This is a genomic window from Stenotrophomonas sp. GZD-301 (assembly GCF_049310345.1).
Taxonomy (GTDB): domain Bacteria; phylum Pseudomonadota; class Gammaproteobacteria; order Xanthomonadales; family Xanthomonadaceae; genus Stenotrophomonas.
The window spans coordinates 1-17502 of sequence record NZ_JBMOWY010000024.1 but is presented as its reverse complement, the minus strand read 5'-3'; the positions used below and the strand labels follow the sequence as shown (position 1 = coordinate 17502).

General features: G+C 69.5%; 13 protein-coding genes and 1 pseudogene. 7 read left to right on the top strand and 7 right to left on the bottom strand.

Annotation, left to right across the window (positions count from 1 at the left end; translation table 11 throughout):
* Positions 1–114: 114 nt before the first annotated feature.
* Together ACO6VK_RS06390 and ACO6VK_RS06385 are read left to right on the top strand one after the other, a co-directional pair.
* Positions 115–798 (top strand): hypothetical protein, encoded by a 684-nt coding sequence (locus tag ACO6VK_RS06390; protein ID WP_422506068.1) that lies wholly within the window; start codon positions 115–117, stop codon positions 796–798.
* A 141-nt stretch (positions 799–939) separates the two neighbouring features.
* Complete coding sequence (locus ACO6VK_RS06385; protein ID WP_422506067.1) at positions 940–2499, top strand: thioredoxin family protein; 1560 nt, start codon at positions 940–942, stop codon at positions 2497–2499.
* 5 nt (positions 2500–2504) lie between these two features.
* Here the strand turns inward: ACO6VK_RS06385 and ACO6VK_RS06380 are convergent, their stop codons facing one another.
* The 7 genes and pseudogenes from ACO6VK_RS06380 to ACO6VK_RS06350 all read right to left on the bottom strand — a co-directional run bounded on the left by ACO6VK_RS06380 (position 2505) and on the right by ACO6VK_RS06350 (position 12101).
* On the bottom strand, positions 2505–3269 hold the full coding sequence (locus tag ACO6VK_RS06380; protein WP_422506066.1) for a 2,3-dihydro-2,3-dihydroxybenzoate dehydrogenase: 765 nt from the start codon (positions 3267–3269) through the stop codon (positions 2505–2507).
* Complete coding sequence (locus ACO6VK_RS06375; RefSeq protein WP_422506065.1) at positions 3266–7177, bottom strand: amino acid adenylation domain-containing protein; 3912 nt, start codon at positions 7175–7177, stop codon at positions 3266–3268. Before ACO6VK_RS06375 ends, ACO6VK_RS06380 begins: the two co-directional genes overlap by 4 nt.
* Positions 7174–7428, bottom strand: coding sequence for a phosphopantetheine-binding protein (locus tag ACO6VK_RS06370; RefSeq protein WP_422506064.1), 255 nt, complete (start codon positions 7426–7428; stop codon positions 7174–7176). The genes ACO6VK_RS06375 and ACO6VK_RS06370 overlap by 4 nt, the downstream gene beginning before the upstream one ends.
* Positions 7425–8060 (bottom strand): isochorismatase family protein, encoded by a 636-nt coding sequence (locus tag ACO6VK_RS06365; protein WP_422506063.1) that lies wholly within the window; start codon positions 8058–8060, stop codon positions 7425–7427. The genes ACO6VK_RS06370 and ACO6VK_RS06365 overlap by 4 nt, the downstream gene beginning before the upstream one ends.
* A gap of 11 nt (positions 8061–8071) precedes the next feature.
* Positions 8072–9712: pseudogene (locus tag ACO6VK_RS06360) on the bottom strand ((2,3-dihydroxybenzoyl)adenylate synthase); the annotation flags it as partial.
* Positions 9713–9729: 17 nt separating this feature from the next.
* Positions 9730–10905, bottom strand: a complete 1176-nt coding sequence (locus tag ACO6VK_RS06355) for an isochorismate synthase (protein ID WP_422506062.1) — start codon at positions 10903–10905, stop codon at positions 9730–9732.
* Complete coding sequence (locus tag ACO6VK_RS06350; protein WP_422506061.1) at positions 10902–12101, bottom strand: MFS transporter; 1200 nt, start codon at positions 12099–12101, stop codon at positions 10902–10904. The genes ACO6VK_RS06355 and ACO6VK_RS06350 overlap by 4 nt, the downstream gene beginning before the upstream one ends.
* A gap of 213 nt (positions 12102–12314) precedes the next feature.
* Between ACO6VK_RS06350 and atpC the strand changes: the two genes are divergently transcribed.
* The 5 genes from atpC to ACO6VK_RS06325 all read left to right on the top strand — a co-directional run bounded on the left by atpC (position 12315) and on the right by ACO6VK_RS06325 (position 17351).
* On the top strand, positions 12315–12776 hold the full coding sequence (gene atpC, locus ACO6VK_RS06345; protein WP_422506060.1) for an ATP synthase F1 subunit epsilon: 462 nt from the start codon (positions 12315–12317) through the stop codon (positions 12774–12776).
* 272 nt (positions 12777–13048) lie between these two features.
* Entirely contained in the window at positions 13049–15472 is a 2424-nt protein-coding gene (locus ACO6VK_RS06340; RefSeq protein ID WP_422506059.1) for a ribonucleoside-diphosphate reductase subunit alpha, read from the top strand.
* 50 nt (positions 15473–15522) lie between these two features.
* The gene (locus ACO6VK_RS06335) at positions 15523–16566 is read left to right on the top strand and encodes a ribonucleotide-diphosphate reductase subunit beta (RefSeq protein ID WP_422506105.1); all 1044 of its coding nucleotides are present in this window, start codon (positions 15523–15525) and stop codon (positions 16564–16566) included.
* 9 nt (positions 16567–16575) lie between these two features.
* Positions 16576–17034, top strand: a complete 459-nt coding sequence (locus ACO6VK_RS06330; RefSeq protein WP_422506058.1) for a flavodoxin — start codon at positions 16576–16578, stop codon at positions 17032–17034.
* Positions 17028–17351, top strand: coding sequence for a thioredoxin family protein (locus ACO6VK_RS06325; protein WP_422506057.1), 324 nt, complete (start codon positions 17028–17030; stop codon positions 17349–17351). Before ACO6VK_RS06330 ends, ACO6VK_RS06325 begins: the two co-directional genes overlap by 7 nt.
* Positions 17352–17502 lie beyond the last annotated feature (151 nt).

Sequence of the window (17502 nt, the reverse complement as noted above, 5' to 3'; positions counted from 1 at the left end):
AACCGCGCGAACTTCAGCCGCGCTACGCGTCTTGAGCTACGGGACCGCACGGGTGGGCACTGTGCACGGCCCGAATGCCGGCGTCAGACCCTGCTCCCAAGAGCGCTCGGTGGCGTGATCGATATTGGTCACGCGGCGCATGCCGTAGCTGCGTCCAGCGGTGGACCGCGATCTGATCCTGAACTGACACGCGATCAGGTCAGCGCCTATGACAACGGCGTGTGGCTCTGCCCGACCTGTGCGACGCTCGTCGACAAACTGCCTGATGGCTACCCCGTGCGCCTGCTGATCCAGTGGCAACGAGACGCGGAGGCCCGTTGTCAGCTCGAAGCACAGTACGGTGAACAATTCGACGTGCGCGTCGATCCCGGCACAGTGACGCGCAAAACGCGTGCATTCCTGCAGCGCGTCAGGGAGCTGCGCTTGCCCGGAGGGCCAGTGCCCTATCCTGCCTTCCTGGATGCATCACTCATCCACCGCATTGAGAGCCTGATCCGTGAGTGTCATGCAATGACATTCGACCACTCTCTGCATGCGCAGCTGGAGGTCGCCCATGCCATACAGGTTGAACTCCTGAGGTGGCTCTTGGATCTGCTGAAACTACTGCGCGATCCAAATCTGTTCTGGCAGACAGAGGATGGTTACCTCCACCGTGTTGGCTGGTACCAAAGACAGTCGATTCCGCGTGACGGGGATGCAACGACAGACCGTCTTAATGACTGCATGCTCCGCATTCACCAGCTTGCCCAGGACCTTGAGTCCTTTGCCTCCGGGGGACGCATGCGCGGCACGTGGTGACCGGCAGGGGTTCGCGCTTATCACGACAACGTTGACCAACATGCGCAATGGGCATGACGCGGAGGCGCGCCAGCACGTTCGGTGTTCCTAGAATGCAGAACGCCCTGCGGGGCACCCTTCCCTCTGCCGTGGACATTCTCGATGCGTCCTGCCTTGTTGCTCGGCCTGCTCGGCGTGGCCGGTCTGTTGACCGCCTGCACACCTTCCGCCCCTCCCGCCGCGTCGGCCTCGGCCGCGCCCGCCCCTGCGGCGACCGCCATCGACTGGCGCCACGGCGACGTGGACGATGCGTTCGCCGAAGCACGCGAGAGTGGCAAGCCGGTGCTGCTGTACTGGGGCGCGGTGTGGTGCCCGCCGTGCAACCGGCTGAAGGCCACGCTGTTCAAGGATCGCGATTTCATCGCGCTCACCACCCAGTTCATTCCGGTGTATCTGGACGGCGATGAGGCCGGTGCGCAGGCCTGGGGTGAGCAGTTCGGCGTGCGCGGCTACCCGACGCTGATCGTGCTGGATCCGCAGCGCCGCGAGATCACCCGGCTTGCCGGTGGCAACGACAGCGCCGAACTGACCCGCGCCCTGCGCCTGGCCTCCACCCGTCGCGCCGCCGTGGCCGACGTGCTGCAGACCGCACTGACCACGCCGGACCGACTGCAGCCCGACGACTGGCGGGTGCTGGGCGACTACGGCTGGGAGGTGGATGCCAACCGGCTCGCCGGCGAGCGTGCGCCGGCGGTGCTGCTCGGCCAGCTGGCAGCGGCAGCGCCCGACGCCGCGTTGCAGCGTCGCTTCGCCCTGCTCGCCCTTGCCACGGCAGCGCCCGCCAAGGACGCTCCACCGCCCGGTTCGGCCGAGCGTGCCCAGATCGCGACGCTGCTGGACGCGGTGCTGGCCGCACCTGCCGAGGTACGCGCCAACCGCGACCTGCTCGGTTACCAGGGGCCGGCGCTGATCCAGCGCGCCAGCGCCACGCCTGACGCGGCCGCGCAGGCCGGCACGCGCCTGCTGGCGGCGCTGGATGCTGCCGATGCGGCGCAGGGCGATCCTGCCGACGCTCGCCTGTCGGCCGCGATCACCGAACTGGCGTTGTACCGCCAGCAGCATCCGGACACGCCGGTCCCCGACGCCCTGCAGCAGAAGGCGCGGCAGCGCGTGGCCGCGGCGGACAAAGCGGCCACCACCGATCACGAACGCCAGGCCACCATCAGCACGGCGGCGTATCTGCTGCGCCAGTCCGGAGACGATGCCGCGGCGGAAAAGCTGCTGCTCGCCGAACTCGACCGCAGCACCAGCGCCTACTACTACATGCCCGAGCTGGCCGAGCTGGCCGAAGCGCGCGGCGATCGGCAGGGGGCACTGGGCTGGCTGCGCAAGGCGTACGACGGCGCGCAGGGCCCGGCGACGCGAGTGCAGTGGGGCGTGCTGTATGTGGAGGGACTGGTGCGGCTCACGCCTGCCGACAGTGCCGCCATCGAACAGGCGACGACGGCGGTGATCGCCGACCTGGACGCGCAACCGGCCGGCTATCACCAGCGTACCCGGCAGCGCTTCGAACGCCTCGGCGCATCGTTGCAGTCGTGGAGCAAGGCGCATCAGGGCGCCGACACGCTGCAGCGGCTGCAGGCGCGCATGCAGGGCGCCTGTGCAAAGGCGGCCTCCGCGGGCGAGTCCGGTGCGGCGTGCGAACGCTGGCTGCAGGGCTAGCGGGCTCAGCCGCGCAGCGTCGCCCCACCGTCCACGTAGAGATCGCTCATGGCGATGTGGCCGGCCTGGTCGGACAGCAGGAACATCACCGCGTGGGCGATGTCGTCCGGGGTAGCCAGCTTGCGCAGCGGGATGCCGGCCTTGTACGCGCCGGGATTGCCGTTGATCACCGCCTGCGCGCCGTCCTCGTCGGCCCACATGCCGGTCTGCATCGGCGTCAGCGTAGAGCCCGGCGCGACGATGTTGCAGCGGATGCCGAGCGGCGCCAGCTCCAGGCCCAGACAGCGGGTGAACATGGTGGCTGCCGCCTTCGATGCCGCGTAGGCCGCCATGCCGTGACGCGGTACGCCGGCGGCATTGGAACTGACCGTGACAATGGCGCCGCGACGACGCGGTGCCATCACCCGCGCCAGCGCCCGGCCAAGGTGGAACACGCCGTCGGTGTTGACCGCGAAGACGCGCCGCCACTGGGCATCGTCGGTGTCGGCCACGGTGCCCACCTGGAGCACACCGGCCACGTTGACGCCGAACCCGATCGGCCCGAGCGTGGTCTCGATCCACGCGACCAGTGCGTCGACAGCGGTGGCATCGGCCACGTCCAGCGCCCGCGCGTGCAGCGTGCCCGTCGACGCCGGCAGCATCGACGCATCGCGGTCGGTGGCTACCACGATGCAGCCGCTGTCCTGCAGCAGCCCCACCAGTGCCGCGCCGATGCCGCCAGCGGCGCCGGTGACCACGGCCACGGTGCCTTCAAATCCCGTCAGTTTCATCTGGATGCGTCCTGTGTGATGTCCCACTGCTGGAGACGTGCCGACAGCGCGGGCGCCAACTGCGCCACGGCATCGCGACCGGTCAGCTCGGCGTGCAGGAACGGCAGTTCGACCGCCTCGACGACGGCCGCGTGCGGCGCCCACAGCGCGGACTGCAGATGCGGGCGATGGGCGTGGTCCAACCCGGCGCGCACATGCAGCAGTGGGCCGTCGTAGCGCGTGTGGTGATGGGCGCGGATCAACTGGTTGGTGCCGGTGACCGCGCGCACCACGCCATCGAGCACCACGTCAGGCAGGTTGCCAAGCGCGCTGTCGCCGCGCCGCAGGAAGGCGAGAATGCGCTCACGGCTGTCCAGCTCTGGATGCGCGTCCGGATCATGACCGGCGATGGCCAGCAACGCACGCAGCGCCGCCACCGGGTCGGGCTCCGGCTCCGCGCGCCAGCAGTCGCTGGGGTAGGCGTCGAGCAGCGCCAGCACGCCCACCGCCCTGCCCTGCGCCTGCAGCGCGACCGCCATCGCCTGCGCGAGGATGCCGCCGACCGACCAGCCCAGCAGGTGCACCGGGCCCTCCGGCGCCTGCGCCTGCACCCGCGCGGCATACGCGGCCGCCAGCGCCTCGATGCTGGCCGGCAGGGCCTGCGCCGGGTCCAGTGCAGGCGACTGCAGGCCGTAGACATCGCGCGGAGGGTCCAGGCTGCGTGCCAGATCGCGGTAGTTCCACGCGATGCCGCCGGCAGGATGGACCACGAACAGCGGCGCGCGCGCGGCCGTTCCCGAGGCCAGCCGGATCATCGGCGCGAGGCCGTGGTCGACACCCTGCGGCGGCGCGTCGATCCGCGCCGCCAGTCCGGCCACGGTGGGCGCGGCGAAAACCGCGCCCAGGCCAAGGTCGCAGTGCCAGCGCGCCTGGATGGCGAGCAGCAGGTGCACCGCACGGAGCGAATCGCCCCCGAGCGCGAAGAAATCGGTGTCGATGCCGATCGCCTCCCCGCGCTGCAGGACCTGCGCGAACAGGTCCGCCAAGGCCTGCTCGGTCGGCGTGCGCGGCGGCCGGCCGGCACTGTCCGGGTCAACCGGCGCCGGCAGCGCTGCACGGTCGAGCTTGCCGTTGGCCGTCACCGGCCACTGGGCCACCTGCACCACCGCTGCGGGCAGCATGTAGTCCGGCAGCAGGCCGGCCACATGGGCGCGCAGCGTGGTGGCGTCCACCGTCGTACCACTCACGTAGGCGACCAGGCGTCGCTCGCCCACCCGGTCTTCGCGCAGCAGCACCTCGGCGCGCTCCACGCCCGGCGCGCTGCACAGCGCGGACTGGATGTCGCCCAGCTCGATGCGCAGCCCGCGCAGCTTGATCTGGTTGTCGGTGCGGCCGAGATACTCCACCGCGCCATCCTCGCGCCAGCGCGCCAGGTCACCGGTGCGGTAGATGCGCTCGCCGGGCAGGAACGGGTCGTCAAGGAAGCGCTCGGCGGTGAGGTCGTCGCGGCCGAGGTAGCCGCGCGCGAGCTGCACGCCGCCCAGGTACAGTTCCCCGGCCACGCCCGGCGGCAACGGCCGCAGCCGTGCATCAAGCACGTACAGCCGCGTGTTCCAGACCGGAAAGCCGATCGGCACGGGGCGCGCGGTGTCGGTTGGCCCGGCCGGCCACCAGCTCACGTCCACTGCGGCCTCGGTCGGCCCGTACAGGTTGTGCAGGTCGGCCGCGAGCGTGGCGTGGAAGCGGTCGCGCAGCTCGGCATCGAGCGCTTCGCCGCTGGTGAACACGCGGCGCAGCGCCAGCCCCCGGACGGCGGGCGTGGCCAGCCATGCCGCCAGCATCGACGGCACGAAATGCAGGGTGGTGATGGCGTGGGTACGGACCAGGTCGGCCAGCTGCACCGGATCGCGGTGCGCGTCCGGCGGTGCCACCACCAGCGTCGCGCCGCACAGCAGCGGCAGGAAGAACTCCCAGACCGAGACGTCGAACGTGGCCGGGGTTTTCTGCAGGATGCGGTCGGTGGCGTTGAACGCGTAGTGCTCGCGCATCCACAGCAGGCGATTGACGATGGCCCGGTGTTCGATCACCACGCCCTTGGGCTCGCCGGTGGAGCCGGAGGTGTAGATGACATACGCCGCGTCGGCCGGCCCGGCGATGTCATCCAGTGGCGATGCCGATGCGGGCGCCCAGTGCGCAGGCGCAACCACCGTCGCGCCGTCGAGGCGCGCGGCGGCATCGGGCGCGGCCAGCACGCAGACCGGCGCGGCCGAGCGCAGGATGCGCGCGAGGCGCTCCGGCGGATGGTCCAGATCCAGCGGCAGGTATGCGGCACCGGCGCGCACCACGGCTACGAGCGCCACTATCAGGTCCAGCGAGCGTGGCAAGGCAACCGCCACCCGCGTACCGGGACCCGCCCCAAGGGCGCGCAGCTGCAACGCCAGTGCGCGGCTGCGCTGCTCCAGCGCCGCATGGCTGAGGGAGGTCGCGCCGAACACCACGGCCGGCGCCCCGGGCTGGATCGCCATGCCCGCGTCCAGCAGCGCGGCCAGGGTGGTGTCGGGCAGCGGATGGGCGGTGGCGTTGGTCTCGACCACGCCCCGGTGCGCTTCCGCCGGCGTGGCCAGGGCGATGTCGTCCATCGCGCCGTCGGCGGCCAGCACCTCCAGAGCGCAGGTCACGAAATGCAGCAGACGCGTGGCATGTGCCTCCGCCTGCGCCAGGCTGTACAGCGCCGGATTGGCCTCGATCTCCACGGTCAGCAGGCTGCCGCCATCGCCGCGGAACCCCAGGGTGAGATCATCCACCGGCCCGGTGCCCAGCACCTGCAGCCGGGTATGCACGCCGGCCAGCGGCAGCGGCCGATAGAACGGCTGCAGGTTCACCAGCGGCCCGTGCAGGCGGTGCTGTGCCCCCACACGGCCGAGATCGCGACGCAGCTGTTCGCCGCGATAGCGGCCATGCCGTCGCGCGCGGGTCAGGTCCCGGGCGACGCGGGCGACGAACGCCGCCACGCTTTCAACGCCGCCGCAGACACGCAGCGGCAGCACATTCATCACCATCGCGGGCACGCGCGCGGAGGCGCTGCCGAGCCGCCCCATGAAGGGCACACCCACCACCGTTTCGTCCGCGCTGGCCAGGCGTTGGCAGTAGGCCGCCACCAGCGCGGTCAACAGATCCGGCCACGGCACGCCGGTCTGCGTGGACGCGGCCTGCACCCGTTCGAACCACGCCGGTTCAACGGTGCGCTCGATGCGCAGCGCGTCCGCGCATGCCGGTGCACTGCGTCCGCCCGGGCTTTCCGCCGGCGGTGCTGCCTGCAGGTAGGTGTGCCAGTACGCCGCGTCGTCGCGACGTCGCGGGCTGTCGCGGTAGCCGAGATCCTCCTCCAGCACCGGCCGCAGCGGCGCCAGTGCGGGGAGTGCGGGTGCTGCCGTCTGCCCGGCGGCATACAGCGCGCCCACCCGTTCGCAGAACAATGCCATGCCATAGCCGTCGGTCGCCAGGTGGTGAACCCGCAGGTACCAGGCAAAGCGCGCCGGCCCCAGCCGATACAGCCGCTGCACGGCCAGGCGGTCGCGTCGCGGATCGACCGGGCGCAGGCGGTCGTCGTCCATGCCGGCGCGCGCGGCGCGCTCGGGATCGGCGTGCGCCGACACATCCACCTGCTCCAGGCGCGGCCGCTGTGCGGGATCCACCCACTGCTCGGGCACGCCGTCGCCCGTCTCGGCAAACCGCAGCGCCAGCGCATCGGTCTCGGCCACCGCGGCCGCCACCGCAGTGGCAAAGGCCTGCTCGTCCAGTTCACCGTCGATCCACACCACATGCGCGGTGTTGAAGGCCGCCGGCGCGTCGGCCAGCGCCTGTGCGTACCACAGCCCGGTCTGCGCCTCGGTCAGCGCGTGGCGCAGCGGTGCGTGGGGCGCGTTCATGCCGGTGCGGTGCCCTGCAGGCGCTGCACCACGGCCCACCACGCGCGCAGCGTGGTGTGTTCGGCGAGGTGGCTGAACTCCAGCGCGATGCCGGTGTTGCTCCATGCCAGGACCAGGCCAAGCACGCGCATCGAATCCAGCCCGAGGTCGATCAGGTGATCGTCGTCGCCCACGGCGTCGGGCGCCTCATGCAGCATGCCCGCGATGTCCGCGCGCATGCGTTCCAGCGTCAGCGGCGAAGGCGCGCTCATGCCAGTGCCTCCAGCAGCTGACCAGTGGTCATCGGCACGCCACAGGTGCGCGCGATCCAGCGCATCGCCATGTCGTGGTCCTCGCGCGAGAAGTCGGCGACCGCGTCGGCGGCGATGAAGGCCTCGATGTCATGCTGGAAGGCGTCCAGCACCGTGGCGGTGCAGCCGATATGCGCGTACACCCCGGTAACCAGCAGCTGATCGCGGCCCCGTGCACGCATCATCGTCTGCAGATTGCTGCGCTGGAAGGCGCTGTAGCGGTGTTTGACCAGCACGTGGTCCGCGGCAGTCGGCGCGACCGCGTCGAGGATGGTCTCGTGTGCGGCGGTGGCGGACATGCCCGGCCCCCAGAGATCGGCCTGCAGGCCCCGGTCGCGTCGATCCTGCTGCCCGCGCTGGGCGGTGTAGAACACCGGAATGCCGCGTGCACGGCAGTGCGCCAGCAGGCGCGCGATATTGGCCACCGCCGGTGCCAGCGGCGCTGCATCCGGCGCGAACGCGGCCAGAAAATACTGCTGCATGTCGTGCACCAGCAGCGCCAGGCGCGCCGCATCCGGCCGCCAGGGGCCGCGAGCAGTCGGCAGTTCGCCGGCCTGCGGCAAGGGATACGCGTGAATCGTCGGCGGCGCCATAAGGGCGAGACTCCATTGGTTTGCAGGAGGCGCGCACGCAGCTGCGCGCGCAGTTCGCGGCGGCTGATCTTGCCCACCGCCGTGGTATCGAATGCGTCGACGAACACGATCTGGTCCGGCACCTTGAACGCCGCCAGCCCGCGGCCCCGCACCCAGGCTTTCAGTGCCGGGCCGGTCAACGGCGCGCCGCGCGTGATCACGAATGCGCAGCTGCGCTCGCCCAGGTGCGGGTCCGGCAGGGACACCACCGCCGCATCGAAAACGCCGGCATGCGCGAGCAGGTGGTCCTCGATTTCTTCGGCCGAGACCTTCTCGCCGGCGCGGTTGATGTGGTCGCTGGCCCTGCCCTGCACCACCAGGTAGCCGCCGTCCACGCGCTGCACGCGGTCGCCAGTGCGGTAGAAACCGTCCTCGGTGAAGCTGCGCGCATTGGCGACCGGATCGTTGTGATAGGCGCGGATCGTGTACGGGCCGCGGGTCAGCAGGTCCCCGGTCTCGCCGTCGGCCACCGGGCGGCCCTGCTCGTCCACCACCAGCACCTCATCGTCGGGACTGATCGGCCGGCCCTGGGTAGTGAGCACCCGGTCCTCGGGATCGTGCAGACGTGTGTAGTTGACCAGCCCTTCGGCCATGCCGAAGACCTGCTGCAGCTGGCAGCCCAGGCCAGCCACCACGCGCCGCGCCGCCTCCGGCACCAGCTTGGCACCGCCCACCTGCACCACCTGCAGGCTGGACAGGTCATGCGCGGTGGTCTGCGCGGCCTGCGCCCACAGCAGCGCCAGCGGCGGCACCAGCCCAACGCAGGTGACCCCCTCGCGGGCAATCAGCGGAAACGCCGCGTCCGGCCCGGCACCGGTGCTGAGCACCACGCGCGCACCGGCGTACAGCGCGCCGAAGAAGCCGGGCGAACTCATCGGGAAGTTGTGCGCGGCCGGCAACGCCACCAGGTACACACTGTCCTGGGTGATGCCGCAAATGCCATTGCTGGCGCGGAACGAATAGATGTAGTCGTCGTGGGTACGCGGGATCAGCTTGGGCAGGCCGGTGCTGCCGCCGGAGATCTGCAGGAAGGCCACGGACTGCGGGTCGGGGTCGCCGGGCAACTGCGCCGGGTCACCGGCCAGGTCATCGAGCGCAAGGAAGCCCTCGGGTTCACCGGCGATCACCACATGGCGTACCGAAGGCACCTGGGCCTGCACGTCGCGCGCGAGACTGCGGTGGTCGAAGCCATCTCGCACACCCGTGGTGATGAATGCACGTGCCTCGGCCTTCGCGGCCAGATGCGCCACCTCACTGATGCGGTGTGCCGGCAGGGCGTACACCGGCACCAGGCCGGCGCGGAACAGCGCGCACACCACGCTGATGAACGCCGGCTCGTTGCCGAGCTGGACCAGGACGCGGTCGCCCGGCTGCAGCGCCAGCGCCAGCAGGCCGGCGCCGATGCGCTCTGCCTCCTGCCACACCTGCGCATAGGTCAGGCGGATGTCGCCGCCGACCACGGCAATCCGGTCGGGATGCTGCCGGGCACGCTCGCGCAGGAAGCCTGGAAAGGTTTCGCCGCGCCAGTAGCCGGCGGCACGGTAACGGGCCACCTCGGCCGGCGGCCAGGTCTGCCGCAGCGGAACGCGGGTGGAAGGGGGTACGGCAGTCATCGCAGGCTCCGGGTCCATCATGTCGTGGGTACATCACTGGCGCCGAGCGCGGTCAGCAGCGCGGTGAACTTGGCAGCGGTTTCGGCCAGCTCCGCCGCAGGGTCCGAACCGGCCACCACGCCGGCACCGGCATACAGCCGCACCTGCTTGCCCTGCACCCGCGCGCAGCGGATGGCGACATACCAGTCGCCATCGCCCTGCGCATCGGTCCAGCCAACCGCACCGGCATAGAAACCGCGCGGCACCGGCTCCAGCGACCTGATCGTGTCCAGCGCCAGACGCTGCGGCGTGCCACAGACCGCCGGCGTGGGGTGCAGGCGCGCCACGAGCGCGGCCACGGTCGTGGACGGGTCCTTCAGCCGTGCCTGGATACGCGTGCCGAGGTGCCACATGCTGGCCGTGGCATGCAGCGACGGCCGTGCCGCAGCCTCCACGTGCTCGCATACCGGCGCCAATGCGGCCACGATCGCCTCCACCACATGGCGGTGTTCGTCGTGGTCCTTGGTCGATGCCAGCAGTGCGTCGGCCGCACGTGCGTCCTCGGCCGGATCGGCGCAGCGTCGCGCGGAACCGGCCAGCGGGTGCGAGTACACCAGCGGCCCACGGCGCGACACCAGCAGTTCGGGGGTGGCGCCCACCAGCCAGGCCGGCTCGGCCCCAGCATCGGGCAGCGGCACGACATAGGTGGCCACGTTCGGGTCCTGGCCGAGACGCGCCGCCAGCGCGGTCGGCGCCACCGGCTGCAGGCTCGTCACGCGCAGGCTGCGCGCCAGCACCACCTTGTGCAGCGTGGCACCGGGGCTGCGCAGTACCGTGACGGCATCTGCAACCGCCTGCACATAGGCCGCCGGGCTGGGCTCGGCGCGCAGGTCGGCGACCGTGGCGGGCGCCACACCCGGCGCGGCCGGCAGCGTGTCGGTGAGGGTGTCGGGCTGGAACAGTGCATCGTCCGCATCCGGATCGAACGGCAGCGCGCCCACCAGCAGCGCGGGGCCGGGCCGTGCGCCGGCGAAGAAGCGCGCGACGCGCTCTGCAAACGTTGCGGTGGTGCCGGCCGGCAACCGGGCGCGGCAGCCCTGCGCGGCGAGGCTGCGCCGGGGCGCGCGCAACAGGAACTGCGGCGCGTCGAGCGGCGCAGCGACCGTGTCCATCGCGTCGTCCTGGAGCACGCCGGTGGTCGGTGCGTCGCTCATGCGGCACCTCCCCGCCCGTGCAGCGCCGCGGCCATCGCCAGCACCAGGAGCAGAACGCCCACCAGCAGATAGGGCGCGCTGGGCGACCACTGGTACATCAGCGTGCCCACCATCGGCCCGATCACCATGCCCAGGCCCTGCACCGCCGCCACCGTGCCGGCCGCCGCCCCCTGTTCGTTGGCCTCGACCGAGTCGGCGGCGAGCGCCTGGAAATTGGGGAACACAAAGCCCATGCCAAATGCCGCGACAGCGTAGGCCAGCAGCAGCTGCCACGACGTCGCCACGGCGGCGACCGACCCGAAGCCGATCGCGGCGATCAGCGCACCCAGTGCGATCCAGCGCCGGGGCGGTACATGCGACAGCTTCATCACCAGCACCTGCGCGAGGATCAGGCCCACGCCCACCGCCGTCAGCGCCAACCCCGCCACCCGAGCGCCATCGGCCGGGGACAGGCGCAGCCGGTCGATGGCGAAGAAGCCCACCGTGACCTGCGCGATGGTGACCGAGATCATCGCGGCAAACACCGCCAGCACCGGCAGGCGCAGGCGTGCATCGCCCCAGGCCAGGCGCGGCCGCGGCCCCCCCTGGCTCGGCGCGGCCGGTGCATGGGCCGGCAGCCGCCAGGCGATCACTGCAAACGCGAGCACCGGCAGCAGCGCGGCGATGTACAGCGTCAGCGACAGGTGCTGGAACGCGATCCAGCCGGCGGCGGCCGGGCCCAGCACCATGCCCAGTGCATTGGCCGAGCCCAGCTTGGCCATCGCGCCGGCACGCTGACCGGGCGCGGCTTCGTCGGCCACCAGCGCGGCGGCGGTCGGCGGCACGGCGGCATAGAACAGGCCAACCAGCGCCCGCGTGCCAACCAGCGCCAGCACCGACACCCACAACGCCGGCGGCGACTGCAGCGCCCGGTCGACAAACACCGCCATCACCACGTAGATCACCGCGTAGGCGGCCAGCGCGATCAACAGCACGCGCTTGCGGCCGATCCGGTCGCTGAGCATGCCCCAGCGCCGAGCCGACAGCATCCACAACACGCCGGCGGCGGTCACCGACAGACCGGCATGCCATTCGGCGAGGCCGAGCAGGCGCACCACCGGACCGATGACCGCGACGAAGGACATCATCGCCATCGTGCCGGCCAGAGCGGCGAAGACCAGGGCGGGAAGACCAGAAACCTTGGAACGTGCGTGCATGGGACCACTGCCAATCAGAATGGATGGCGCGCACGGAGCTGCCCACGCGCGTTGATTGATCGGCTTCATCGAGATGTAAACGATGTGGCTATCGAATCAAATGATAACAGTTCGCATTCGCGAAATGGCGGTGCCGCTGCCGCCCGTTCAGTCATCAACCCCCGCACACAGGCACGCGGCTACGCTCGACACATCCCGACCCGGTGCACCGTCATGGCTTTCCCCCGCCCGGCCACTCCGCCGCCGGATTTCATCGCAACAACGCCGCACACCTTCGAGCTGCAGGTGATCAGCCTCATCGGCGAGCTGTGGTCCGGTGCGGTGCGTGAAGTGCGCCTGCCCGGCAGCGAGGGCGAGTTCGGCGTGATGGCGCAGCACACGCCGCTGTTGAGCACGCTGCGCGAGGGCATGCTCTCGATCCATGCGGCTGCCGATCCGCATCCGATGCACATCTACGTCTCGGGCGGCTACGTGGAAGTGCAGCCCGGCCGGGTGATCGTACTGGCCGACCTCGCGCTGCGCAGCGACGATCTCGATGCCGCACGTGCGCAGACCGCACGCGATGCAGCCGCCTCGCCGATGGCCAGCGCCTTCACCGATATGGCCTACGCGCGCCTGCATGCGCAACTGGTGCATGACCGCACCGTGCTGCTCGAACCGCCCCGCTGGACCTAGCCAACGGCGCCCGTCGGCACTGCGACACTGGGTCACCTCTCGTCGGGCAATAGCCCAACATATGATGTTGACGATGAGGCAGACCCACACTATGTTGTGTTCATCGGCTCCCCGCTTCCGCCAGGCCCGGTGTTCCGTCACGTCCCTGCTCCGCGCACGACGTGACCCCGCGAACGACGTCTGGAAGCGCGCCCGAGGTCACCGGTCCGCACCGGTTTCGACCGCCTGCCCACGCAGGACACCGCCTCCATGACGCCCGACCGGCCGCCGCGATGCGTGCATCGCGCCACGACAACTGCGTCCTGCATGGAATTTCGATGAGCAACGAAGACACCGCCACCGCCGCCGACACCCGCGTGTCGCCGGACCCGACCCTGGCTGCCGCCGAAACGGCGCTATGGATTACCAAGGAAGGCGGCAACCGCCGCATGCCGTTCGACCGGCAGCGCCTGGAGCGGACGCTGCAGACGGTACACGCCGAGTTCCCGCAGCTGGATCTGGCCGGCTACCTGCAAGGCGTATTGGCCCTGATCGCGCGGCGCCAGCAGCTGAGTGCCGATGAGATGGTGGACCTGCTGATCCGCGAAGCGGAATCGCGCGTGGACCTCACCGCGCCGGAGTGGGAACACGTCGCCGCGCGCCTCTACCTGCGCCGGCTCTACAAGCGCGCCAGCAAGAACCGCTTCTACGATGCCACCCTCAAGTACGGGTCCTACGTGGGTCTGCAGGAGAGCCTGGCCGACCGCAATGTGTACTCCATCGACATTCTCAAGGCGTATTCCAAGGAGGAACTGGAAGAAGCCGGCCGGATGATCGAGCCCGACCGCGACCTGCTGTTTGCCTACAACGGGCTGTATCTGCTGGCGACCCGCTACCTGGCCACCGACCACTCGCGCGCCGTGTACGAGCTGCCGCAGGAGCGCTGGCTGACCATCGCGCTGTACCTGATGCAGCACGAACACCTCAGCGGCGACCGCAGCCGGCGCCGGCGCATGCTGCTGGTGCGCGAGGCGTACTGGGCGCTGTCCAATCTGTACATGACGGTGGCCACGCCGACCCTGGCCAATGCCGGCAAGGTGGCCGGCCAGTTGTCCTCGTGCTTCATCGACACCGTCGACGACAGCCTCCAGGGCATCTACGACTCCAATACCGATGTGGCGCGGGTCTCCAAGCACGGTGGTGGCGTGGGTGCCTATCTGGGCTACGTGCGCTCGGCCGGCGCGTCGATCCGCGGCGTGGCCAACTCCTCCGGCGGCGTGGTGCCGTGGATCAAGCAGCTCAACAACACCGCCGTCAGCGTGGACCAGCTGGGCCAGCGCAAGGGCGCCATCGCGGTGTACCTGGATGTGTGGCACCGCGACATCGAGAGCTTCCTCGACCTGCGCCTCAACAACGGCGACCAGCGCCTGCGCGCGCACGATGTGTTCACCTCGGTATGCCTGCCGGACCTGTTCATGGAAGCGGTCGAGCGGCGCGGCGACTGGTATCTGTTCGATCCGTACGAGGTCAAGCGGATCAAGGGCTGGTACCTGCAGGACTTCCATGACGAACAGCGCGGCCAGGGCAGCTTCCGCGACCGCTACGCCGAGGTGGTGGCCGACGAGCGCATCGGCCGACGCACGATCAAGGCGATCGACCTGTTCAAGCGGATCATGGTCAGCCAGCTGGAGACCGGCAACCCGTTCATGTTCTACCGGGACGAAGTGAACCGGATGAACCCGAACAAGCACGCCGGCAAGGTGTACTCCAGCAACCTGTGCACCGAGATCCTGCAGAACATGAGCCCGACGCGGCTGATCCAGGAAATGATCAGCGGCGACCAGATCGTCACCACGCGCCAGGCCGGCGACTTCGTGGTGTGCAACCTGTCCTCGATCAACCTCGGCCGCGCGGTCACCGCCGCGCCTGACCTGCTGTCCAGCGACGTGCTGGAGCGGCTGGTGCCGATCCAGGTGCGCATGCTCGACAACGTCATCGACCTCAACCAGCTACCGGTGCCGCAGGCCACCATCACCAACCGCAAGTACCGCGCGATTGGACTGGGCACGTTCGGCTGGCACCATCTGCTGGCCCAGCAGCACATCGCGTGGGACGCGCGCCAGGCAGAGGACTACGCCGACACGCTGTACGAGCGCATCAACTACCTGGCCATCCAGGCCAGCATGCGCCTGGCCGAGGAAAAGGGGCGTTACAGCGCGTTCCTGGGCAGTGACTGGCACAACGGCGAGTACTTCCGCGCCCGTGGCTACGACAGCCCCGCCTGGCAGGAGCTGGCGGCACAGGTTGGCGTGCACGGGCTGCGCAACGGCTGGCTGATGGCGGTGGCGCCGAACATGAGCACCGCGCAGATCGCCGGCTCCAGTGCATCGATCGACCCGGTGTACGGCGCGTTCTACTACGAGGAAAAGAAGGACTTCCGGCGCCCGGTGGCCGCGCCGGGCCTGTCGTTGGACACCTACCCGTACTACGAAAAAGGCGCCTACCGGCTCGACCAGTTCGCCAGCATCCGGCAGAACGCGCGCCGCCAGCGCCATGTGGACCAGTCGATCAGCTTCAACCTGTATGTGCCCAGCACCATCCGCGCCAGCACCCTGCTTGCGCTGCACATGAGTGCGTGGCGCGAAGGCCTGAAGACCACGTACTACGTGCGCTCAAACGATATCGACATCGACGAATGCGAGTGGTGCGGCAGCTAGCACGCCGCATTCGCGCTGCCGTCTCAACCCCAATGCTCACTTCCGGACCCATCATGGCAACACCGCTCGAACGCATCAAAATCCTGGAACCGCGCCACCCCAACCGCTCCACCGGGATCATCAACGGCCGCACCAGCGGCATCCTCAACTGGAACGACATCCCCTACCCGTCCTTCTACCGTGCCTACAAGGAGCTGTCGACCAACTTCTGGATTCCCGACGAGGTGGACATGAAGGGCGACGCCCGCCAGTACGGCGAGCTGTCGGCGCGCGAGAAGAATGCGTACGACTCGATCATCGGCCTGCTGGCCACGCTGGACTCGCCACAGACCCGCTTCATCTACAACGTGGCCGAGTACATCACCGACCCGGCCGCGCACGCCAATGCGGCGATCATCGGCCAGCAGGAAGTGATCCACAACGAAAGCTACAGCTACGTACTGGCGTCCATCGCCGGGCTGGCCGACCAGAACCGCGTATTCGAACTGGCGCGGACGCATCCGACCATCCTGGCCCGCAACGCGCCGATCATGCAGTCCTACGACGACTTCATGCGTGAGAAGACCGCCGAAACGCTGATCCGCTCGCTGATCCAGTCGTCGATCCTGGAGGGCATCAACTTCTATTCCGGGTTCGCGTTCTTCTACAACCTGGTGCGGCAGAACCGCATGACCGGCACCGGCAAGATCATCAGCTTCATCAACCGCGACGAGCTGGCGCACACCAAGTTCATCAGCGAGCTGATCCGCGCCATCGTCGGTGAGAACCAGCAGCTGCAGGGCGAACAGCTCACCGCCTACGTGCACGATGCGTTCGAGCATGCCATCGCGCTGGAAACGCGCTGGACCGGCGAAGTGCTGGATGGCATCGACGGCATCGATGTGGACGAGATGATCCGCTACGTGAAGTACCGCGCCAACAAGATGGCCGGCATGCTCGGCATCGAGAAGCTGTACAGCGACACCAACGTCAACGTGATGCCGTGGATCAAGGCCTACGCCGACAACTTCACCGAGACCAAGACCGACTTCTTCGAGATGCGCAACGCCAGCTACAAGAAGACCAATTCGGACAACGGTTTCGACGACCTGTAAGGCGCACCGATGCACGTTCTTCTCGCCTATGCGTCGCTGAGCGGCAACACCCGCGAGGTTGCGCGCATCGTCGCGGCACGGCTGGGTGCGCACGGGCATGCGGTGCGCTGCGTGGACGTGGACGGCGCGCAGGCGGTGGAGGTCGGGCAGCAGCTCGATGTGCTGCTGCTGGGCTGCTGGACCGACAACGCCGGCCGCACCCCGACCGAGATGAAACAGTTCGTCGCCGCGCTGCGCGACGGCCCCGGTCTGCCGCCGCCGCCGCGCGTGGCGGTGTTCGGCACCGGCGAAACCCAGTGGGGCCAGGAGTACTACTGCGGTGCCGCGCATCGGCTGGCGCGGTTCTTCGGTTCCCCGCATCCGGTCCTGGAGATCGAGCAGATGCCGCACGGCGATGCCGATACCCGGTCCATCCATCAGTGGGTCGATCAGGTATCGGCCGCCATCGAGATCCTTCCCCCATGCTGACCCTGCATGCTGAAACCCCGGACGAGTATCACGCCGCGCTGCGCGCGCATCCGACCGTACTGGTCGACTTCCACAAGGACAACTGCCCCGGTTGCCGGATGCTGGCGATGTCGCTGGCGGCAGTCGCCGCCACGCCCCAGGCCGAGGGCGTGGTACTGCTCAACGTGAAGCTGGAGACACTTGGCGAGGCGTTCTTCCGCAGCCTGGGGCTGCGCCAGACACCGACGCTGCTGCTGGTCCGTGAGGGTCACGAAGTAGCGCGGCTGCCGGGCTTCCAGTCGCCGCAGCAGATCCACGCCGCGCTGGCAGGCATGTAGAGCCGGCTTCCAGCCGGCTGCGCGCGCAGCGCGCGGGGGTTTATCGGTGTCGGAACGAAGAGCAGCCGGGCAGAGCCCGGCTCTACGGGGCGTGAAGCGAATCGGACACGCCGTTGTAGAGCCGGCTTCTAGCCGGCTGCGCGCGCAGCGC